The organism is Gluconobacter sp. ESL1110, assembly GCF_058107395.1.
In genome coordinates this window covers 21,468-40,927 of record NZ_JBYLUK010000004.1, presented here as the reverse complement: position 1 = coordinate 40,927, position 19,460 = coordinate 21,468, and the positions used below count along the sequence as shown (strand labels likewise).

20 protein-coding genes, 1 tRNA gene and 1 pseudogene are annotated in these 19,460 nt (G+C 57.4%); 5 read left to right on the top strand and 17 right to left on the bottom strand.

Features of this window, described 5'->3' with window-relative positions; all coding sequences use genetic code 11:
• Genes hisS through AC3B6F_RS01465 form a run of 5 tightly spaced genes read right to left on the bottom strand, consistent with a single transcriptional unit; the run spans window position 1 to window position 6,072 of the window.
• Window positions 1–1,242 carry a histidine--tRNA ligase gene (hisS, locus tag AC3B6F_RS01485; RefSeq protein WP_489823156.1) on the bottom strand — a complete coding sequence of 414 codons (1,242 nt, stop codon included), beginning with the start codon at window positions 1,240–1,242 and terminating at the stop codon, window positions 1–3.
• Window positions 1,242–2,405, bottom strand: a complete 1,164-nt coding sequence (ispG, locus tag AC3B6F_RS01480) for a flavodoxin-dependent (E)-4-hydroxy-3-methylbut-2-enyl-diphosphate synthase (RefSeq protein ID WP_023942620.1) — start codon at window positions 2,403–2,405, stop codon at window positions 1,242–1,244. The genes hisS and ispG overlap by 1 nt, the downstream gene beginning before the upstream one ends.
• A 59-nt stretch (window positions 2,406–2,464) precedes the next feature.
• Entirely contained in the window at window positions 2,465–3,694 is a 1,230-nt protein-coding gene (locus tag AC3B6F_RS01475; RefSeq protein ID WP_489823155.1) for a helix-turn-helix domain-containing protein, read from the bottom strand.
• 15 nt (window positions 3,695–3,709) lie between these two features.
• The gene (locus AC3B6F_RS01470; protein ID WP_026017415.1) at window positions 3,710–4,744 is read right to left on the bottom strand and encodes an NAD(P)H-dependent flavin oxidoreductase; all 1,035 of its coding nucleotides are present in this window, start codon (window positions 4,742–4,744) and stop codon (window positions 3,710–3,712) included.
• Between the two features lie 5 nt (window positions 4,745–4,749).
• Window positions 4,750–6,072, bottom strand: a complete 1,323-nt coding sequence (locus AC3B6F_RS01465; RefSeq protein WP_034880370.1) for an aspartate kinase — start codon at window positions 6,070–6,072, stop codon at window positions 4,750–4,752.
• Window positions 6,073–6,247: 175 nt separating this feature from the next.
• On the opposite strand from AC3B6F_RS01465, the gene ubiG reads away from it, so the two are divergent.
• Entirely contained in the window at window positions 6,248–7,003 is a 756-nt protein-coding gene (ubiG, locus tag AC3B6F_RS01460) for a bifunctional 2-polyprenyl-6-hydroxyphenol methylase/3-demethylubiquinol 3-O-methyltransferase UbiG (RefSeq protein WP_489823154.1), read from the top strand.
• Between the two features lie 41 nt (window positions 7,004–7,044).
• Here the strand turns inward: ubiG and AC3B6F_RS01455 are convergent, their stop codons facing one another.
• From AC3B6F_RS01455 to AC3B6F_RS01415, 9 genes and pseudogenes are all read right to left on the bottom strand, one after another.
• Entirely contained in the window at window positions 7,045–8,316 is a 1,272-nt protein-coding gene (locus AC3B6F_RS01455) for a lactonase family protein (protein ID WP_061933147.1), read from the bottom strand.
• Between the two features lie 104 nt (window positions 8,317–8,420).
• On the bottom strand, window positions 8,421–8,906 hold the full coding sequence (locus AC3B6F_RS01450; RefSeq protein WP_489823153.1) for a DUF2147 domain-containing protein: 486 nt from the start codon (window positions 8,904–8,906) through the stop codon (window positions 8,421–8,423).
• A complete protein-coding gene (gene grxC / locus AC3B6F_RS01445) occupies window positions 8,907–9,164 on the bottom strand; it encodes a glutaredoxin 3 (RefSeq protein ID WP_010501504.1) in 258 nt (85 codons plus the stop codon).
• A gap of 8 nt (window positions 9,165–9,172) precedes the next feature.
• Window positions 9,173–9,661 (bottom strand): ComF family protein, encoded by a 489-nt coding sequence (locus AC3B6F_RS01440; protein ID WP_489823206.1) that lies wholly within the window; start codon window positions 9,659–9,661, stop codon window positions 9,173–9,175.
• A gap of 75 nt (window positions 9,662–9,736) precedes the next feature.
• A pseudogene (locus tag AC3B6F_RS01435) lies at window positions 9,737–9,901 on the bottom strand (double zinc ribbon domain-containing protein); the annotation flags it as partial.
• A 54-nt stretch (window positions 9,902–9,955) separates the two neighbouring features.
• Window positions 9,956–10,138, bottom strand: coding sequence for a DUF3553 domain-containing protein (locus AC3B6F_RS01430; RefSeq protein WP_051400821.1), 183 nt, complete (start codon window positions 10,136–10,138; stop codon window positions 9,956–9,958).
• 27 nt (window positions 10,139–10,165) lie between these two features.
• The gene (gene pgmG, locus AC3B6F_RS01425) at window positions 10,166–11,572 is read right to left on the bottom strand and encodes a phosphoglucomutase/phosphomannomutase PgmG (protein WP_489823152.1); all 1,407 of its coding nucleotides are present in this window, start codon (window positions 11,570–11,572) and stop codon (window positions 10,166–10,168) included.
• The gene (galU, locus tag AC3B6F_RS01420) at window positions 11,572–12,450 is read right to left on the bottom strand and encodes a UTP--glucose-1-phosphate uridylyltransferase GalU (RefSeq protein ID WP_010501497.1); all 879 of its coding nucleotides are present in this window, start codon (window positions 12,448–12,450) and stop codon (window positions 11,572–11,574) included. The genes pgmG and galU overlap by 1 nt, the downstream gene beginning before the upstream one ends.
• Before the next feature lie 218 nt (window positions 12,451–12,668).
• Window positions 12,669–12,754 (bottom strand) — tRNA-Leu (locus tag AC3B6F_RS01415).
• 75 nt (window positions 12,755–12,829) lie between these two features.
• Here AC3B6F_RS01415 and lipB point away from each other — a divergent pair.
• Window positions 12,830–13,513 carry a lipoyl(octanoyl) transferase LipB gene (gene lipB, locus AC3B6F_RS01410; protein ID WP_489823151.1) on the top strand — a complete coding sequence of 228 codons (684 nt, stop codon included), beginning with the start codon at window positions 12,830–12,832 and terminating at the stop codon, window positions 13,511–13,513.
• On the opposite strand, the gene AC3B6F_RS01405 is transcribed toward lipB, so the two are convergent.
• Window positions 13,494–14,087 (bottom strand): LolA family protein, encoded by a 594-nt coding sequence (locus tag AC3B6F_RS01405; RefSeq protein ID WP_211568671.1) that lies wholly within the window; start codon window positions 14,085–14,087, stop codon window positions 13,494–13,496. The two genes, lipB and AC3B6F_RS01405, sit on opposite strands and share 20 nt — an antisense overlap.
• Window positions 14,084–14,374, bottom strand: a complete 291-nt coding sequence (locus tag AC3B6F_RS01400) for a BolA family protein (RefSeq protein ID WP_211568670.1) — start codon at window positions 14,372–14,374, stop codon at window positions 14,084–14,086. The genes AC3B6F_RS01405 and AC3B6F_RS01400 overlap by 4 nt, the downstream gene beginning before the upstream one ends.
• 67 nt (window positions 14,375–14,441) lie before the next feature.
• On the opposite strand from AC3B6F_RS01400, the gene AC3B6F_RS01395 reads away from it, so the two are divergent.
• The 3 genes from AC3B6F_RS01395 to AC3B6F_RS01385 all read left to right on the top strand — a co-directional run bounded on the left by AC3B6F_RS01395 (window position 14,442) and on the right by AC3B6F_RS01385 (window position 18,032).
• Window positions 14,442–15,056, top strand: a complete 615-nt coding sequence (locus AC3B6F_RS01395; RefSeq protein WP_489823150.1) for a J domain-containing protein — start codon at window positions 14,442–14,444, stop codon at window positions 15,054–15,056.
• A gap of 78 nt (window positions 15,057–15,134) precedes the next feature.
• Window positions 15,135–16,151: a cobaltochelatase subunit CobS gene (gene cobS, locus AC3B6F_RS01390; RefSeq protein ID WP_489823149.1), complete on the top strand. Its 1,017-nt coding sequence runs from the start codon at window positions 15,135–15,137 to the stop codon at window positions 16,149–16,151.
• 6 nt (window positions 16,152–16,157) lie between these two features.
• On the top strand, window positions 16,158–18,032 hold the full coding sequence (locus tag AC3B6F_RS01385; RefSeq protein ID WP_489823148.1) for a cobaltochelatase CobT-related protein: 1,875 nt from the start codon (window positions 16,158–16,160) through the stop codon (window positions 18,030–18,032).
• Here the strand turns inward: AC3B6F_RS01385 and AC3B6F_RS01380 are convergent.
• Window positions 18,001–19,413, bottom strand: a complete 1,413-nt coding sequence (locus AC3B6F_RS01380; RefSeq protein ID WP_489823147.1) for a pyridoxal phosphate-dependent decarboxylase family protein — start codon at window positions 19,411–19,413, stop codon at window positions 18,001–18,003. The genes AC3B6F_RS01385 and AC3B6F_RS01380 overlap by 32 nt on opposite strands.
• Window positions 19,414–19,460: the final 47 nt, after the last annotated feature.

Below are 19,460 nucleotides of genomic sequence, written 5' to 3'. Positions count from 1 at the left end.
TCAGGCGCCTTTCAGAGCCTGTACGAGGTCGGATATGGCCACTTCCTCCTGCTCACGGGCACCAAGGTCCCGAAGCTGTACAACGCCACGCGCAAGTTCTTCATCGCCGAGAACAACCGCATGGGACGCACCAGACTTTACGACGCGCTCCATACGCTTCTTCATGTTGCCACGCGTCTCGATCTCCGCACGTAAACCGGCTTCACGAAGAGCACGTGCAATGGCCGCCCCCTTAAGAACCGCTTCATCGCCCATGGGAACGATCGCAATACCAGCCGCAACGGAAGGTGTTTCTTCCAGCAGAAGCGCAAGACGTTCGATACCGCCAGCCCAGCCAATCGCCGGAATGGCAGGGCCACCCATCTGCTCGACCAGACCTTCATAACGCCCGCCAGCCAGAACAGTACCCTGCGCACCCAGCTTGGTTGTCACAAACTCGAAAGCCGTGTGGCTGTAGTAATCAAGGCCACGTACGATCCGCGGGTTCTCAACAAACTCCACGCCAAAGGCCGTCAGGTAAGACCGCAGATCATCCCAGAACTTGCGGGACTCATCGTTCAGATAGTCTGCAAACGCCGGGGCATCCGCCAGAAGCGCCCGATCCTGCTCGGATTTGCTATCCAGAATACGCAGAGGATTTACCTCAAGACGCACCCGGCTCTCTTCCGAAAGAGCATCAGCATGCTGGCGGAAATAAGCGACCAGCGCCTCACGCCATGCCTGACGGGACGCAATATCACCCAGCGTATTCAGTTCCAGAACAACATGTTCGGACAGACCAAGAGCCTTAAGGATGTCGTAAGCCATCGTGATGACTTCAGCATCCCGCAACGGCCCTTCGGCACCCAGCAGTTCCGCACCAATCTGGTGGAACTGGCGATACCGCCCCTTCTGAGGACGTTCATAACGGAACATCGGCCCCTGATAGAACGCCTTCTGAGGCAGCGACTGGGTCAGGCCATTCGTCACGAGCGCACGGCAGATGGAGGCCGTGTTCTCTGGACGCAGCGTGATGCTCTCGCCGCCCCGATCCTCGAACGTGTACATCTCCTTGGACACGACATCGGATGTCTCACCGAGCGTACGGGAGAAAACCCGAGTGTCTTCGAAGATTGGCGTGCTCCATTCCTCAAACCCGTAGGTTTCCAGAACCGAGCGCGCTGTTTCCACCACATGGTGGTGACGGCGCATGGTGTCGCCGATGAGGTCGTGTGTGCCGCGAGGCGGTTGCAGTCCTGACATCAGTGGCTCGCCGGATCCATCTGCTTGGCGGCTTCAGCGGCAGCAGCAGCTTCGGTCTGAGCCTTGTCCGCTTCGATAGCGGCAACTTTGGTTTCAACCAGATCCACAATGTGCTCGATCATGTCTTCGGCTGGCATCGTATGATCCTGGCGACCAGCGGAGTAAACCATGTGGCGACCAGAGCCGCCGCCGGTCACACCGATATCGGTCATGAGAGCTTCACCCGGACCATTCACAACGCATCCGATGATGGAGAGCGTCAACGGTGTCTTGATATGCTGGAGGCGATCTTCAAGCGTCTGAACTGTCTCGACCACATTGAAACCCTGACGCGCACAGGACGGGCAGGAAATGATCTTCACACCGCGATGACGCAGACCCAAGGATTTGAGGATGTCCCAGCCTACCAGCACCTCCTCTTCCGGAGGAGCCGAAAGCGAAACACGCATCGTGTCACCCACGCCCGCCCAGAGCAGATTGCCCAGACCGATGGAAGACTTCACCGTACCGGCACGCTTGGAACCAGCTTCAGTGATGCCGATGTGCAGTGGGTGGTCACAGCAGTCTGCAAGCTGCTGATAGGCTGCAACCGCCATAAACACGTCAGACGCCTTCACGCTGATCTTGAACTCATGAAAATCATGGTCCTGAAGGATCTTGGCGTGTTCCAGAGCACTTTCAACCAGTGCTTCCGGGTTAGGCTCACCATACTTTTCCAGAAGGTGCTTTTCCAGCGAACCGGCATTCACGCCGATACGGATGGAACAGCCGTAATCCTTGGCGGCGTTCACAACTTCACGAACACGCTCGGCACTACCGATATTACCCGGATTGATACGCAGACAGGCCGCGCCGGCCTTCGCAGCTTCGATAGCGCGCTTGTAGTGGAAGTGAATGTCCGCAACGATCGGCACGTTCACTTCGTGCACGATCTCCTTCAGGGCTTCCGTGCTAGCTTCATCCGGGCACGACACGCGGACAATATCTACACCTGCCAGTTCGGCCAGACGGATCTGGTCGATCGTCGCCTGCGCGTCGGATGTCAGGGTGTTGGTCATGGTCTGCACGGAGATCGGCGCATCACCACCGACCGCAACCTTGCCGACATGAATCTGGCGCGACTTGCGACGCTCGATGTGCTGATAGGGGCGGTAGCTGCTCATGATTTACCTCTTCGTGCCCGGACAAACCGGGTCCTGTGGGTCAGGGGCTTGGCCCCTGTTTAATGCGATGAAGACGATTGATCCAGTTGCCGGGCGTTCAGATCGTCAGCAGAAAGTTCTGCGGGAGGCTTTGCAGGCGCTTTTGCCCGATGCGGCACGGGTTTCACAACAGGTGCAGGACTATCCTGCGATGCATCAACCGCCTCAGGAACAGCAGACGGATTTGACGGCTCAGACGCAGGTTGCGCAGGCAAGGCAACGCCATTGCCAAATGCCCCAGACTTGATGGCTTCTGCCGTAACCTCGACGTTCCGACGAACCTCACCTTGACGCCCGAGAGGCGCACTGGTCGTACCATCCGTTGAAAGAACCACGCCTCCGGCATTGCCAAATGACATTCGGAAAGGAGCACCTGCCGCGTCGCCCTGCCAGCTTTCTCCGGCTTTGAGAACACGCGAGACAAGAACATGGCCGTCCTTATCCTTGACCTGCATCCAGACAGGAGCAAGCAGACGCACAACAACTGATCCGACAGGCACAGCCGGAGCGGGAGTTTCTGCTGGCGCATTCGTGGCAGGACCGAACTGGTCTCCGGCGTTCTGATCTGCATCTTCAGAACCGGCCTCAGCTTCTGCCGTAACGGCAGGAGCGGGCTTGACCTGAGACGCCGGAGGAACAGCCTGCGGCAAAGCCTGTGCAGACGGCGCCTCAACAGGTGGCGTCATGGCGGGCGCTACAGACTGCGAAACATGCGGTTCCGGCGTAGGCGCACGTCCCGGCATGACCGATGCAACCTGCGGAGAGGTCGTTGCGGGCGTTGCAGCGCCTGGCATCAACTCCGCAACAGCCGGAACCCGGCGATCAGCCGGGCTTTCATGCGAGGCAAACCGATACCAACCCGCATAGGCGGCAACGACAACAACAAGCCCTGCCCCGACCAGAAGCCCGACTGGCAGGCCGCGCTCTCCCTCCGGTTGAGGAAAAACAAGATCCGTCTTGCGGTTAACAACACCGCGATATTCCTGGCGGAAGCGTGCAACCAGACCATCGGCATCCAGTTGCATGGCATGAGCATATGTCCGCAGGAAACCTACGGCATAGGCAACACCCGGCAGGGACGACAGATCATCCGCCTCCAGTGCAACCAGAAGACGGCTACGGATCCGCAGCCACTGAGCCACATCCTCAATCTGCCACCCCAACTCCTCCCGACGCGTACGCAGGATCGTTCCAACACTCGGCTGGTCTGAGCGAAGCGGCATCGTGCGGATATCGGAAGGAGGTGACATGGCTGAATAACCTGATCAGGCGGGAGCGTGAACGCGGTCTTCCCGCTTTGCAATGGCTTCCACAGCCTGCTCCACGAGCGTAGCGATGATTTCGGACACCGGACGGATCTCCTTGACCATACCGACAGACTGGCCAGCCATGACAGACCCGTTATCGACGTCACCATCCATCACGGCGCGACGCAGCGCACCAGCCCAGAAATGCTCGATGGAAAGCTGAGCATCTTCTTTGCTCACATCGCCATTCTGGAACTTCCGGATCGTTTCTGCCTGATGCTTCAGGAAGCCACGGCTCCCCGCATTGGCAAGACCACGTACCGGAATGACCGGGAACTGCTCATCAAGCTGCACGGATGTCACGGCATCACGGGCATTGGCCCGCAGGAACGCCTTCTTGAAGTTCTCGTGTGCGATACTTTCTTGGGACGCCGCAAAGATCGTTCCAAGCTGTGCACCGGAAGCGCCCTGCTCAAGATAGGACACGATGGCATCGCCACGACCCAGACCACCTGCCACAAAGACAGGAACGTCCTTGATGTGCGGCAGGATTTCCTGCGCCAGGACCGTCAGGGAAACCGGCCCAACATGGCCACCTGCTTCCGATCCTTCAATAATGAGTGCTTCAATACCCAGCTTCACCAGACGCTTGCCCAAAGCCAGTGCAGGCGCGAAACCAATCGCACGCGCTCCGCCATCACGGACACGCTTGATCGTGGCACTAGTCGGCACACCACCCGCCAGAACAACATGGGAGACGTTATGTGCAAGACATACGTCCACCAGCCGATCCAGTTCAGGATGCATGGTGATAAGGTTCACACCAAACGGGCGCTTCGTCAGAGCCTGCGTGGCAACGATTTCTTCCTCAAGGCGCTCCGGCGTCATCGCGCCGCACGCAATCACACCAAAGCCGCCAGCATTGGAAATGGCGGAGACAAGATTGCGCTCGCTCACCCAAGACATCGCGCCGCCAAGAATGGCGACTTCGCTGCCCAGGAAGTCACATCCTGGCTTCCAGAGGCGGTTCAGGGTTTCGCGGGCGTCCGTCATTGCACTCACGTAGAGGGTTCCTCTTTCTTGTCCAGCCCGTACGCGGTGTGCAGTGCACGCATCGCAAGCTCTTTGTATTCCGAATCAATCAGGACGGAGATCTTGATTTCGCTCGTGGAAATCACCTGCACGTTGATTCCGCGCTCCGCCAGAGTGCCGAACATGGTCGCCGCAAGTCCGGCATTGGAGCGCATGCCAACACCAACAACACTAATCTTCACAACGTTGTGAGATGTCTCAAGCTCACCATACTGGATATCGGCATGAGCCTTTTCCAGAACAGCGCGGGCTGCCGCCTCGTCGCTCTTGCCGACCGTAAAGGTCATGTTCGTCATGCGGTCAACGCCCGTGCTCTGCACGATCATGTCCACATTGATGTTTGCCGCAGCCAGAGGTCCGAAAATGGCCGCCGCGATGCCCGGGCGGTCCGGAATACGCCGGACGGAGAGCTTTGCTTCATCATGCGAGCTGGCAATGCCCGCAACCAGTTCCTTCTCCACGATCTCGTCCTCATCCACCACAATCGACCCACTGTCATCATCCGTTTCGGAAAATGACGACAGCACACGCACACGAACTCCCTCGCGCATCGCCAGCCCGACACTCCGGGTCTGAAGAACCTTGGCGCCTACGGAAGCAAGCTCAAGCATCTCTTCATATGTGATGCGATCCAGCTTCCGCGCACGCTTCACGATACGCGGGTCCGTCGTATAAATTCCATCAACATCCGTATAGATGTCACATTGATCCGCATGGATCGCAGCGGCAATCGCTACCGCAGATGTGTCTGATCCGCCACGCCCCAGTGTGGCAATCCGGTTATCCGGACCTACACCCTGGAAACCAGCGATAACCGGCACAACACCATTATCAAGACATTTCAGCAGTTCAGTACCGTCAACGCCATCAATGGATGCTTTCCCGTGCGCGTCATCTGTCACAAGCGGGATCTGCCAGCCCTGAAAAGAGCGTGACGGAACGCCGATAGCCTGTAGCGCAATAGCCACAAGACCACTCGTGACCTGCTCGCCAGAGGCTACGACGGCATCATATTCCTTCGGGTCTGCCAGCGGGTCCAGTTCGGCACAGTATCCAACCATCTGATTGGTCACACCTGCCATGGCCGACACAACAACAGCCACACGACGCCCCTGCGCATGCTCGGCTTTGACCCGCTGCGCAACGATCCGGATGCGTTCAATTGTTCCGACGGATGTTCCGCCGAATTTCATGACGATCGTTTTCCGTTTCCCGCTATCCACAGACATGGAAAGAGTATCGGCACGACCGGAAACCTGGTCGTGAACGGGAGTATCGGACATGGACATCGCGGATAAGGCTCCAGTACGTGTCTGGCGTTGCGCGCTCGGGTCTGGCATCGGATACGGCACAAAACAGATTTGCCGGCCGGTCTTCTGAACAGACTCTGCCGGTCCACATACTCGTCTCGCCACGCCGCGTCCAGCCGACGGCATCATGCGGGCACACAGAAGGACAGTTCTGATGGCCTCAGAAACCGTTTCCGGAAGCACCTCACATCGCTCTTCCGTTTCCGATTCCGAAATTGCCCATTTCAGCGCACTGGCCAAAGACTGGTGGAACCCTCGCGGCCCGATGGCCCCTCTTCACGCCATGAACCCCTTGCGTACGGACTGGGTCGCTTCCCGGACAACTTCTCTCAAGCCGTCCAAAGGAGAACGCCTTTCCCTGCTCGATATCGGCTGCGGCGCAGGCCTCGCCAGCGAAGCCTTTGCAAAGCTAGGGTTCGAGACACTCGGTCTTGATGCAAGCCCAGACGGGATCGAAGCAGCCCGCGCGCATCAGGCTAACTACCCACTGCCACCAAGTGCCGCCCCCCTGACTTATCGCAATGGCAGCGCGGAAGATCTGGTCGAGGAAGGCGTAAAATTCGACGTCGTGTCAGCCCTAGAAGTCATCGAGCACGTCAACGATCCGCAGGACTTCCTGCACATGCTTGCAACCCTGACCCGACCGGGAGGCATGGTTGCAGTATCTACGATGAGCCGCACACCGCGTTCATTCGCCATGGCAAAGCTAGGCGCGGAATACATTCTGCGGATGCTGCCCGTCGGCACACATGACTGGAAGAAATTCATCAAGCCGGAAGAGCTGGCAGCCATGGCCCGTAACGCCGGTCTGCGCATGACCGATATTGCCGGCATGAGCTACCTGCCCCCGCGCTGGCGCACGACCCGCGACACTGGCGTGAATTATATCGCAATGTTCACGAAGGGCTGAAACAAAAAAGGCGCTCTGAAGAGCGCCTTTTTCATGGAAGGTCAGACCTGCGTATTCATGAACGCAAACGTCGTCGGGCTACCGACAGGCGTAAAGTTCTCCGTAAACGCAAGCTGTCCGGTGTTCTTGTCCACCTTGAAGGACGTCACCGCATCCGAACGCTGGTTAGCGCAGAACAGGAATGTTCCAGACGGATCAAACATCATGGCACGGCCATAATCGGCATGCATCCAGACTTCATCCTGCAAGGACAGTGTTCCATCCGCCGCAATCGCAAACACAGCCAGAGAATCGCCTAAACGGTTGGAGGCATAGACATACTTTCCGCTCGCCGAGATCAGAATTTCTGCAGCCAGCGTTGAGCCACGGAAATGCGGCGTGACCGTGCTGACGGTCTGGATGTTCGTGATGACACCCGTCAGCGGATCGAAGCTAGAGACCACGATCTTCGAGTTTTGCTCACACAGATTGTACATGATGCGCCCCGAATGATTAAACTCGAAGTGACGCGGCGCAGAACCAGGCTCCATATCGTAATACGGCGTCTTGGCCGGAATCAGCTTTCCGGTCGTCAGGTTCAGTGTCCAGACATAGACCCGATCCAGCCCAGCATCATCCGCAATCACAAATCGCCCACTAGGATCAGAGCGGATCATATGCGGATGCGATCCGGAATGATCTGAAACGGCGAAGTTGCCCTGCGGATTGTCGGCTGCACGCTCTGGCTGACGCGGACCAGTGTTATGAACGACGTCCGTTGCCTCTCCCAGAGAACCATCACTCCGGATCGGCAGAACGGCTACACAGCCTCCCACATAATTCGCCACCAGCACATAACGCCCTGAGTGGTGCACACTCAGATGCGCCGGAACGGCCCCGCCGGAACTGACTACGTTCAGCTTGCGCAGGGAGCCAGTCTTCTGATCCACGGCAAATGCCGTAACAGACCCATGCCCATCCTTGTTATAATCATCAATCTCGCTGAGAGCGTATAGGAAATGATTATCCGCAGACAGCGTGATGAACGAAGGACTGGCAATATCGGTATAAGTCGTGATCGGCGTCAGAACGCCGGATTCACGATCCATTTCGAAGACAGCAATTCCCTGCCCGTTTCCTGCTCCGCCAGGCGGAGCATGCTTGGTGTATCCGCCGACGAAACAGACCGTCTTGGAAACAGGCTTCGGCGGCGGTGGCGGAACGGGAATGACTGTGGGCTCGTCCGCCGCATGAGACGTTCCTGCAACACCGGTTGCAACGGCACCAGCAGCAAGTCCAAGCGCAAAATCGCGACGGGAAACGGGGTGGGACATAATGGTTCCACGGTCCTTTCAGTTTGGCAGATGCCAAGGCCACATCGGACCTGCGCATTTCTGAAAGACCATATCAGAAGGATACGGTCTGCCATGATAGTTTCTCAGTGAGGCTGCGGAGGCATCTTGCACTGCGCGCCAAAGGCGCCACCGGTATACCGGGTCCAGGTCTCGGTTTTCCCCAACAGAGGCATTCCCAGAACATAGCCCCGCAGCTTCAGGACATTCGGCTCCGAAAGCCAGATGTAGGCCTGATAAACACGTCCGCTCCGTGGATCAAGAATGTGGCCACCCCATTTGTGGTCTTCAACTGGTACAAAGTCTGTCAACATCCATAAGCCGCACTCAGCTCGACCCCAGGTGTCTTTCGGCATTTCCCCATCATAGTCCATGCCGACCAGCTTGCCACACAGGGCATTCCCGTTGCTTCCACAGCGTTCGATCGAGAAGACACCATCCTTCCCCCCGGACAACCAAAGACCCAGTTCAGAAGGACCGGCAGACGAAGAAACATCAGCGGTAGCCGCGGCCCGCCCCATTGAAGGAGACAGGCACGCCAGCAGACCCGACAGGATCAATCCCCACCGCACTCAGACACCGCCAAGCAGGGAATCAAGCCGCCCTGCTCGATCCAGCGCCACAATATCATCGCACCCGCCGAGAGGCGTTCCGTTCACGAAGACCTGCGGAACAGTCCGGCGTCCCGACCGCGCAATAGCCTCCTCCCGCTCCGGCGTCCCATGGGGCGCATTGATCTCCTGGAAAGCTACACCCTTCGATCTGAGGAGATCGACAGCATGAACACAGTATGGGCATCCCGGCTGCGTGAAAATTTCAATTTTTGACATATGGTTTTTTACTCCTCGGGATACGGAACATCCCGTTCATCGCCCTTGCCGGTCCGGGCTGCAACGAGAATATCCACCGATAATGCTCCCGCCTTCAAGAGTGCATCCGCGCAGACCGATGCCGTCGCTCCTGTTGTCAACACATCGTCCACCAATAGAACGGCCTGCCCTACAATTCGTTTTTCACGCTCTGGCCGAACAACAATCGTATCTGCAATTTCAGCATAACGTTCTTTTGGAGAAAGCCGAGCAAGCGCTCTGGTTGCCCGCCTGCGCTCAAGCCCATCCAGCAAAGCAGGAACCTTATTGCGACGCGCCAATCCATGAGCGAGAAGCGCAGCCTGATTGTAACGACGCCTCCACAGTTTCCCCCGGTACATCGGCACAGGCACCAATACTGTTGCCTGCTCCAGCAAGACTTTTCCGGCCCTTCCCATTTCCTGGGAAAGAACGGCTGCATTTTCCGTTCTGTCAGAATATTTCAGAGGAAGGATCATCCGCCGCGACCAATCATCATAAACAAAGGCCGCGCGCGCCTGACGCCAGACGGGAGGCTTCAATTGACAGGAAACGCAGATTCTTCTGGCACCCCCATAAGTTTCATTGATCAGTGGTGTCCCGCACCGGTCACAGCAGGGGGAAATAATGCGCCGGGCGGAGGAGAAACAGTCAGAGCAGAATGCTCCCTCTGTCAGGACATCGGCCCCACACCCGGAACAGACTGGCGGAAGCGCCAAATCAAGAAGTGTCCGGCAACAGCGAGAAAAAAACGGCGGCAGTATGCTTAGCAATCAGGACTGCACCAGCTTTAGCGTCACCCGCGAAGCGTCAATCAGAACCTTACCCTCGTTCTGAAAATTGACGGTCACGCGCTCCGCAATTGCAGACTGAACCTGACCCCAACCCCATTCCGGATAGTCAGGATGCTGCACGATCTGGCCGGGCTCTAGAAAAGACTGAAATGGCATGGACATCTCGTTGTCCATGCCATGAAAAGACCCTCAGTGCCCAGCGTTTTCACCAGAAAAATCCGGTGCCATGAGGCCTGAAGCGTCAAGCTGAAGCGCCAGAGCCTGCTTCAGACGGTCAAGTCCTGCAGAGGTCAGGGCTTCTGCCCGAGCCACCAGAACCGCCTGGGTATTGGACGCACGCAAGAGCCACCATCCGTCCTCTGTATTGACGCGCACACCATCGATTTCAGAGACGTCAGCGCCTTCACTCCGAAGGCGCTTTGCAACCTCAGCTATCACGTCAAATTTTCGCGTATCGGCGCAATCAAAACGCAGCTCAGGCGTACTGACTGTTTCTGGCAATGCACGTCGAACCTGTGAAAGCGGCTGCCCCAGTCGAGAGACAATCCCTATAAACCGCACCGCCGCATAAAGTGCATCATCGAAGCCATACCATTTATCGGCAAAGAAAATATGCCCCGACATTTCGCCAGCCAAAGGGGCCTTTGTCTCAGCCATTTTGGTTTTTACCAAAGAATGGCCGGTCTTCCACATCAGCGGCTGACCGCCTGCTTTCTCGACCTCATCAAAGAAAACCTTGCTGGCCTTCACATCTGCAATGATCGTTGCGCCGGGATACTCCCGGAGAACATGACGGGCCAGAAGTACCAGAATCTGGTCCCCCCAGAGAATTTGCCCCTGATCATCCACCACACCGATCCGATCTGCGTCACCATCAAAGGCGATGCCAAGATCCGCACCTGTGTCCTTAACCTTAAGAATCAGATCCTGAAGGTTTTTGGGAACGGTAGGATCGGGGTGATGATTCGGGAAATGACCGTCAATTTCCGGAAACAAGACCGTATGTTCACCTGGCAATTTTTCAACCAGCCGACACAGAACGTCGCCCGCAGCCGAGTTACCATTATCCCACACGACCTTGAGCGGGCGTGACCCATCATAATCCTGAAGGAGGCGGGTAATATAAGCGCCGGAAATCTCTTCACTTCGCGACGTTCCCTCAGTCGCGGGAACAACATTTCCTGCTGCAGCCAGATGCCCCAGCTCACGAATCTGGTCTCCGTAAAACGGCTTACCAGCACTCATCATCTTGAAGCCGTTATAATCCGGCGGATTATGACTTCCCGTAACCATGATTGCGCCGTCAGCCTTCAGGGCAACGGACGCAAAATAGAGCATGGGCGTCGGGCCGCAGCCGATGCGGATAACATCCGCACCAGATTCTACGGCGCCTTTGACAAGGGCATCTTCAAGAGCGGGAGAAGACAACCTTCCGTCAAAACCAACGACAACGCTACGCCCACCCTGCCGAATGACCATGCTCGCAAAAGTACGACCAATCGCAAAAGCGTCTTCGGGGTGAAGCGTTTTTCCAACAATTCCGCGAATATCGTATTCGCGGAGACTGGTTGGATCAAAATCGTGCCTGAAAGACATCAAACAGCGTCGACATACTTCTTGAGGAACGCCTTCACCGCATCACCCAGGTCAGGGCGATCAATCGAGAAGGCAATCTGTGCTTCCAGGAAGCCAGCCTTGTCACCACAGTCATAGCGCGTACCCTCATAGCGCAGACCATGGAACGGGACATGCCCGATCATCTTGGCCATTGCATCCGTCAGCTGCACTTCGTTACCAGCGCCACGCTCCAGCTTGGAAAGATGCTTCATCACATCAGCCGTCAGCACGTAACGACCAATGATCGACAGATTGGACGGAGCATCTTCAGGATTTGGCTTCTCAACCAGCCCCTTCACTTCCACGAGGCGACCGTCGTCCGCACCGACATCCAGAATACCGTAACGATTGGTATGCTCGCGCGGTACTTCCGTTACGGCAACGACGTTACCGCCCGTCTGATTGTAGGCATCCACAAGCTGAGCAACGCAGCTGCGGCCGCTCTTTACGATGTCATCCGGAAGAAGAATGGCAAACGGGTCGTTACCGATAAAGGACCGGGCGCACCAGATAGCATGACCAAGGCCCAGCGGCTCCTGCTGACGGACAGCCACAAGTGAGCCAGCCTGCACGCTGCTGGGCTGCAGGGCTTCAAGCGCGCTCTTCTTGCCACGCTCTTTCAGCGTTGCCTCAAGCTCGTAAGCGATATCGAAATAATCGATCAAGCTGTCTTTACCGCGTCCAGTGACGAGGCAGAATTCTTCGATGCCAGCTTCGCGCGCTTCATCGATGGCGTACTGGATCAGCGGCTTGTCGACGACAGGAAGCATTTCCTTTGGCATCGCCTTGGTCGCCGGAAGGAACCGCGTTCCAAGTCCTGCAACGGGAAGGACTGCTTTCTTCAGGGGCTTGATCACGAAACCTCACACATCAGCCAGAACAATCATCCGACCGCCGAGCCGAAGCTCACAACGTTCTGATGAAAACATAGAAAGGCATAACGGTGGATTAGCAGTCTGGCAATAAAATGGCACAGACGCAAAACACCACTCTGGATGCCTTAACTCTGGCATTCAGGGGGAGTTCTGTTTTTATGATTTTTTCGAGAATTTTTCCATTCCCCTCAAAAGGGAAATGGTGCGGCCGAGAAGACTCGAACTTCCACGGGGTTGCCCCCACAAGCACCTCAAGCTTGCGCGTCTACCATTCCGCCACGGCCGCCCCGTGACAAACCGTCTTGTGTAGTGCAAGACCGTCCGGTGAGGGGCGATATAGCCGAAGCCTGAAGCGAGAGCAATGACCAGAAACGATATTTGTGAAGAAATTTTGTGGAAAAAATCAGACGGACTGACACCTTATCCTGAAGCCCTGGATTTCATGGCAACGCGTTCCCGCCAAATCCATGAGGGCACTGCCTACCCTCTCGTCTGGTTGGTAGAACATCCTCCGATCTTTACTGCGGGAACATCTGCCCGCCCGGAAGATCTCTACAACCCTCATGGATACCCGACCTACAGCGCAGGACGTGGCGGACAGTGGACCTATCATGGTCCCGGTCAACGATTAGCCTATGTCATGCTAAATCTTGGCCAGCAGAACGGTACCATCCCTCCGCGCGATCTAAGAGCGTTCGTGAAAGGGCTGGAACACTGGATCATCGAGACGCTGGCACGCCTCGGTGTGGAAGCGTTCACCCGTGATGGGCGCATCGGCGTCTGGACCGTTGATCCTTTGAGCGGTCAGGAAGCAAAAATCGCCGCCCTTGGCATCCGCGTCAGCCGCTGGGTCAGCTGGCACGGTGTCTCGATTAATCTTGACCCGGCTCTGGACGATTTCGATGGAATTGTTCCCTGCGGCATCCGGGAATTTGGCGTCACGAGTCTTCGCCGCTTCAATCCAGCCCTGACCATGCAGGATCTGGACGAGGCGCTGGCCGCAGCATGGCCAGCGCATTTCGGATCTATCCCCCAGGAGGAGTGAAAACCGTGGGTGTGAACGCCACACCCTCTTCCACGCTGTTCAATGACACGCTGAAACGGTTCTGACGGGCATCCACGCCCTGAAGACCCATCAGGGACAACTTACCGTCCATGTCAGAGAACTGAAGTGTCAGAAGACCCTGAGAGGGGTTGTTTGCCTCAGCCACGGAAATCTGAAGCGATCCCTGCCCTCTCCTGACATCCGTAACCTGAATATCCCGATCAAAGCGGATCGGATGATGCAGAAGCAGGCCCAGCGGATTCCGCTTCAGAGACAGATGCGTCACGGCCCCACTGTCCATATCATCCAGCACAAGATGACCGTCACCCGCGACAAGCTCCATGATGTGTGGAGTTACATAGTCGAGGCGCAGATGCCCAGGCATGTAAACGAATCGTCCAGAACTATGCCCCTCATCCGGGCCAATCTGGTTGAATGACGCCCGCATCCCGGTCACACCGTTCATATAGGTTTCAATGCGATGTACATCTGCCTGTTGGTCAGCAGGAAGATGGCCATAGCCGCTCGTGGCGCAGCCAGACAGAAACAGAAGAGCCAGAAGGGCACGCTTCATGGAGTGGTTTCTCCGTGGAGAACAAGAGACAGGGCATGTAGTCCCGTTTCAAACTCCCCGGCGAGCAATCCGTTCACCAGACGATGCCGGGCAATCCGGTTCAGACCATCAAACTTCGCACTGGTGATAGCAATATTGAAATGCGTTTCCCCCGGATTACCAAGAGCTTTGGCCCCGGCATGATGAGCGTGACGGGCGCTGTCGTCCTGGATTTCCAGCACGGAGGGCGCCAGTTCCTGCGTGAGAATTTCGGCAATTCTGTCCCGTCTTGTAAGGGGCTGTGTCATGGTCAATTAAATCCGACTTGGTTTGTCCGCTTGCATCAGGCGGCTCACATTGCCCATATCAGACACCATGCAGCGTAAATCTACCAGACATCGGGCTTTTGACCCCGATCCAGAGGCACCGGACCAGACCTGCGACCATCCGGGCTGCGCGGAACGTGCCGGCTATCGCGCACCCCGCGGGCGGGATGCCCTGCGATCCTACTTCTGGTTCTGCCTTGATCATGTGCGCGAATATAATTCCCGCTGGGATTTCTACCGTGGCATGACACCCGGCCAGATCGAGGCCCATCTGCGGGCCGATACGTCCTGGCAACGCCCTTCATGGAAACTCGGTACCGGCACGGCCAACAAGGCTGAGTTCAACGAAGAGGATATTCTCGACCCGTTGGATATTCTCGGCGCCAGCCGTCGGAATCGTGCTGAGCGGGCAAAGGAAAGCGCGCGACAGCGTGCCGCTGCCAGTGGGCCACCAGAGCCACTCCGCCAACCGCTGGCGACACTGGACCTCTCCTGGCCTGTCTCTCTGGATGACGTAAAAACCCGCTATCGCGCCTTGGCACGTCGTCATCATCCGGATGCGAATATCGGTGATCAGAAAGCTGAAGAGCGTTTCAAAGCTATCGGAGCCGCCTATTCGGTTTTGAAAACGCATTTCAGTCGCGAATCAGAGTTCGTTTCCTGATTTTCTCTCTGGAAGAATACGGTCCAAAGGCCCATCTTTTCAGAACATTCCTGAATTCAATGAAAGTCCGTCAGACCCATGAGTGATTTCGCGACGATCGACGCCCCGGAAACCGTCACCACCGCTGAAAGTTCAACAGTGCCAACCAGCGTTCTCGGTGCGCCTGACCTCATGGTGTCTTCGCGTGAGGTCTTCGGCATCAAAACGGATATTCAGGTACCGGCCTACTCGGTACGGACCGAGCACGTTCCCGATATCGACGACTCCTACAAGTTCGACGAAGACACGACCCGCGCCATTCTTGCAGGCTTCGCATATAACCGCCGCGTTATGGTTCAGGGCTTTCACGGTACCGGCAAGTCATCACACATTGAGCAGATTGCAGCACGCCTGAACTGGCCCTGCGTCCGCATCAACCTCGACAGCCATGTGTCGCGTATTGACCTGATCGGTAAGGACGCCATCGTCCTGCGGGACGGCAAGCAGGTAACGGAATTCCGTGAAGGTCTGCTGCCATGGTGCCTCCAGCATCCCTGCGCGCTGATCTTTGACGAGTACGATGCCGGCCGCCCGGACGTGATGTTCGTGATCCAGCGCGTTCTGGAAGCCGAAGGTCACCTGACCCTTCTCGACCAGAACCGCGTGATCCGCCCGAACCCGGCGTTCCGTTTGTTCTCCACGGCCAACACGGTCGGACTTGGAGACACGACGGGTCTGTATCACGGCACCCAGCAGATCAATCAGGGCCAGATGGACCGCTGGAACATCGTTACAACCCTGAACTACCTGCCGCTGGAGCAGGAAGTCGCCATCGTCACATCCAAGCTGAAAATTGGCGCGGACGACAAGGACCGGACAAAGATGGTCGAGCGGATGGTGGCTCTCGCCAACCTGACACGGGCAGGCTTCATGGCTGGAGACATTTCTACAGTCATGTCTCCCCGCTCCGTCATCGCCTGGGCAGAAAACGTTCAGATCTTCAATGACGTGGCTTTCGCCTTCCGCCTCACTTTCCTGAACAAGTGTGACGAAGCAGAGCGCGGGATTGTGGCCGAGTACTATCAGCGCTGCTTCAACGCCTCCCCGGTGGAGTAAAAAGCCTTGTCCGCGCCCAAGAACTCCCCTCCTGACGAGAACCGTCAGGAGGGCTTCCGCCGCGCCACCATCGCGACCCTTCGCGCTCTCGGCGGTACGCCCGACCAGAACGTGGACTTTCAGGGCGTGGTCGTGGGCAACCGACTGCCAGCCCCTCCGGCACCAGACTCGATTCAGCTGCCTTACATGTCGCGCAGTATGCACGACCGCGAGATCCAGAAAGTCCGTGGGGCAGCCGATGCCGCGGCCCTGAAACTGCGTCACCACAAAGATGGACTGGACGCACACTTCCCCGAGCCACAGGCTCAGGAAGCCTATACCGCGCTTGAGCAGGCCCGCTGTGAAGTCTACGGCTCCCGGCATATGGCAGGTGTCCGGGCCAATCTGGATCAACGCGTCATCCAGCAATGCGCCGAGGCCGGTTGCAATCGTATGGCGACCAAGGACGACATGCCCGCCGCCATGGCACTTGGCTTTCTGGCCCGCGAAGCCATGTCCGGCGAACATGCGCCCTCACAGGCAGGCCCGGCTCTGGACGCATGGCGCTCCTCCCTTTCGCCATCTGCGCGGAATGCTCTGGCTGAAATGGCCGAAACACAGGGCGACCAAACAGCGTTCGCCAAAGCGATCACGCATCTTCTTGGTGCGTGCCAACTGACCGAACTGCCGGAAGAGATTGAGCAGCAGGCTCCGTCTGATGATTTTTCAGAAGACGAGCAGCAGTCTGAAGACGATGCAGCCGTCCCACAGGAAGACGAACAGACGCCCGCAGGCGAAGAGCCGGATCAGGAAGACGGGTATCAACCCGAGAGCGGCGAAAGCGGCGTCACAGGTGAGACGGAAATGTCTTCCGACGCGCTCGATTCCCCTGAAACAGGTTCGGAAGAAGCCGCCGGCCCTTCCGATCAGACGGGCGATGGCACGGGTGCGGGCATAGCGTCGTCCTACAAAGCCTACACGACGAAGTTTGACGAGGAAGTCGGGGCGGCTGATCTGTGCGATCCGGATGAACTGGACCGTCTCCGGCAGCAACTTGACCAGCAGCTTGTTCAGCTTCAGGGACTCGTGTCGCGTCTGGCACATCGTCTGCAACGCCGCCTCATGGCGCAGCAGCAGCGCCGCTGGGAGTTTGAGCAGGAAGAAGGCATTATCGACGCCGGACGTCTCTCCCGTGTCGTGACCAATCCGACCCTGCCGCTGTCCTACAAGTATGAAACCGAAATGGAGTTCCGCGATACGGTCGTGACACTCCTGATCGACAATTCGGGCTCCATGCGCGGGCGCCCGATTGGTACAGCGGCCATCTGCGGCGATATTCTGGCGCGCACGCTGGAACGCTGTGGCGTCAAGGTCGAGGTTCTGGGCTTTACCACCCGCCAATGGAAAGGTGGTCAGAGCCGGGAACAGTGGGTCAAAAACGGGCGACCGCCTGAACCAGGCCGCCTGAACGATCTGCGTCACATCATCTATAAGGACGCAGACACCCCTTGGCGTCGGGCCCGGAAAAATCTGGGCCTGATGCTGCGTGATGGGCTTCTCAAGGAAAACATTGACGGAGAGTCGCTGCTCTGGGCCTGGAAACGCCTGAAACGGCGCCCTGAACACCGGCATATTCTGATGGTCATTTCAGATGGTGCGCCGGTGGATGACAGCACCTTCTCTGCCAATCCGCACAACTATCTTGAGAACCATCTGCGCGAGGTCATCAAGCGGATCGAAAGTGATCGCAACACCGAGCTTCTGGCCATTGGCATCGGCCATGACGTAACGCGGTACTATCGACACAGTGTAACCATCAGCTCCGCCGAAGACCTGGGCGGTACCATGATGGCTCAGTTGAGCGAGCTTTTTACGCCCGTCGGGCAGCGGCGAGCGCGATAACAGCATCCAGCATACGGTCGGTATCGAGGGTCGTGGTGCGGTGATTGACGATCGCCGCCCTCACCGCCAACCGACCATTGATCCGCGTCGTAGAAGGCGCTGCTACACCGCTTTCGTGCAGGTCCTGCACCAGTTCGGACACGCTTTGATCTGACAGGTCCTCAATCCCAAAACAGACGATGTTCAGAGTCACTGGCGCCAGAAGAACCAGCCCCGGTGCCGTCTGAACACGATGCGCCAAGTTCGCCGCCACGTCGCAGCACTCTTCAACCATTTGCCCCATCCGCTGGGAACCATAATGGCCCAGCGTCATCCAGACCTTGAGCGCACGAAATCCGCGAGACAGATCGGGCCCGAAATCACAGAACCATGGCGCACCACTCGCAAGGCCACGAGGTTCACGGGTCAGATAGTCAAGAGACTGAGCGAAAGCAGCCGCATGCGCTTTTCGATCACGCACGAGAACGCATCCCGCGTCATAGGGAACCTGCGCCCATTTGTGGAAATCGAAAGCCAGACTATCCGCCTTCTCAATACCGGAGAGTGCCTTCTGAAACCGGGACGACAGACAGGCCAGAGCCCCAAACGCTGCATCGACGTGAAACCAGAGCCCGTTGTCACGGGCAATCGCTTCGATCCCGGCAAGATCATCAATCGCGCCACAATCCACAGTTCCGGCTGTTCCGGCCACCATGAACGGGGTGTAGCCCGCTTCACGATCTTCCCTGATCATGCGCTTCAATGCGACCAGATCCATCCTGTGATCTGCCAGAACCGGGACCCGCCTGAGGGCATTGCTGCCAAAACCCGCCAGATCGAACGCTCTCGGAAGGCAACCATGCGCGGTCGTCGCGGCATAGCCAACCATTTTACGGCCCCCAACGCCCTGAGAGCGCAGAGCGATATCCTGCACACGACTAGCCGTAATGATGCTGATGAAATTAGCCATGGACGACCCGGTTACCAGACAACCGGAGCCGTCTTCCGGCATACCCACCATGGAGAGAGACCAGCGAATAACTTCGCGCTCGACTTCATTGGCAGCATGACTGCGCCCACCGCAATTGGCGTTCATGCCGCCAGCAAGCATTTCCGCCAGCATCCCTACGGGCGTGCCTGCCCCGTGCACCCACCCCATGAAACCCGGATGGGTATTCCCATTACCATAGGGAACAATAAGATCCGTGAAGCGACCATGCAGCTCTTCGAGCGACTGACCTTGTTCGGGGAAACCGGTTTTCAGAGCGTCACGAGCGTCCTGTGGCATAGGCTGCCAGACTGGCCCTTCCCCGACATGTTCCATACGATCAAACAGGGCATCCAGCATCTGGTGCCCCATCGCACGGATGCCGCTCCAGTCTTCAGGGTCCAGTCCCGCCATGAAGAGATCCTTTTTCGCTACCAGATGTCTCTAGCCGCGATACAGAC

What these genes read in the sequence shown, in the direction of transcription:
- hisS (WP_489823156.1), bottom strand. Translation starts at nt 1,242, where the DNA reads ATGTCAGGACTGCAACCGCCTCGCGGCACACACGACCTCATCGGCGAC.
- ispG (WP_023942620.1), bottom strand. Translation starts at nt 2,405, where the DNA reads ATGAGCAGCTACCGCCCCTATCAGCACATCGAGCGTCGCAAGTCGCGC.
- AC3B6F_RS01475 (WP_489823155.1), bottom strand. Translation starts at nt 3,694, where the DNA reads ATGTCACCTCCTTCCGATATCCGCACGATGCCGCTTCGCTCAGACCAG.
- AC3B6F_RS01470 (WP_026017415.1), bottom strand. Translation starts at nt 4,744, where the DNA reads ATGACGGACGCCCGCGAAACCCTGAACCGCCTCTGGAAGCCAGGATGT.
- AC3B6F_RS01465 (WP_034880370.1), bottom strand. Translation starts at nt 6,072, where the DNA reads ATGTCCATGTCCGATACTCCCGTTCACGACCAGGTTTCCGGTCGTGCC.
- ubiG (WP_489823154.1), top strand. Translation starts at nt 6,248, where the DNA reads ATGGCCTCAGAAACCGTTTCCGGAAGCACCTCACATCGCTCTTCCGTT.
- AC3B6F_RS01455 (WP_061933147.1), bottom strand. Translation starts at nt 8,316, where the DNA reads ATGTCCCACCCCGTTTCCCGTCGCGATTTTGCGCTTGGACTTGCTGCT.
- grxC (WP_010501504.1), bottom strand. Translation starts at nt 9,164, where the DNA reads ATGTCAAAAATTGAAATTTTCACGCAGCCGGGATGCCCATACTGTGTT.
- AC3B6F_RS01440 (WP_489823206.1), bottom strand. Translation starts at nt 9,661, where the DNA reads ATGATCCTTCCTCTGAAATATTCTGACAGAACGGAAAATGCAGCCGTT.
- AC3B6F_RS01430 (WP_051400821.1), bottom strand. Translation starts at nt 10,138, where the DNA reads ATGTCCATGCCATTTCAGTCTTTTCTAGAGCCCGGCCAGATCGTGCAG.
- pgmG (WP_489823152.1), bottom strand. Translation starts at nt 11,572, where the DNA reads ATGTCTTTCAGGCACGATTTTGATCCAACCAGTCTCCGCGAATACGAT.
- lipB (WP_489823151.1), top strand. Translation starts at nt 12,830, where the DNA reads ATGACCAGAAACGATATTTGTGAAGAAATTTTGTGGAAAAAATCAGAC.
- AC3B6F_RS01405 (WP_211568671.1), bottom strand. Translation starts at nt 14,087, where the DNA reads ATGAAGCGTGCCCTTCTGGCTCTTCTGTTTCTGTCTGGCTGCGCCACG.
- AC3B6F_RS01400 (WP_211568670.1), bottom strand. Translation starts at nt 14,374, where the DNA reads ATGACACAGCCCCTTACAAGACGGGACAGAATTGCCGAAATTCTCACG.
- AC3B6F_RS01395 (WP_489823150.1), top strand. Translation starts at nt 14,442, where the DNA reads ATGCAGCGTAAATCTACCAGACATCGGGCTTTTGACCCCGATCCAGAG.
- cobS (WP_489823149.1), top strand. Translation starts at nt 15,135, where the DNA reads ATGAGTGATTTCGCGACGATCGACGCCCCGGAAACCGTCACCACCGCT.
- AC3B6F_RS01380 (WP_489823147.1), bottom strand. Translation starts at nt 19,413, where the DNA reads ATGGCGGGACTGGACCCTGAAGACTGGAGCGGCATCCGTGCGATGGGG.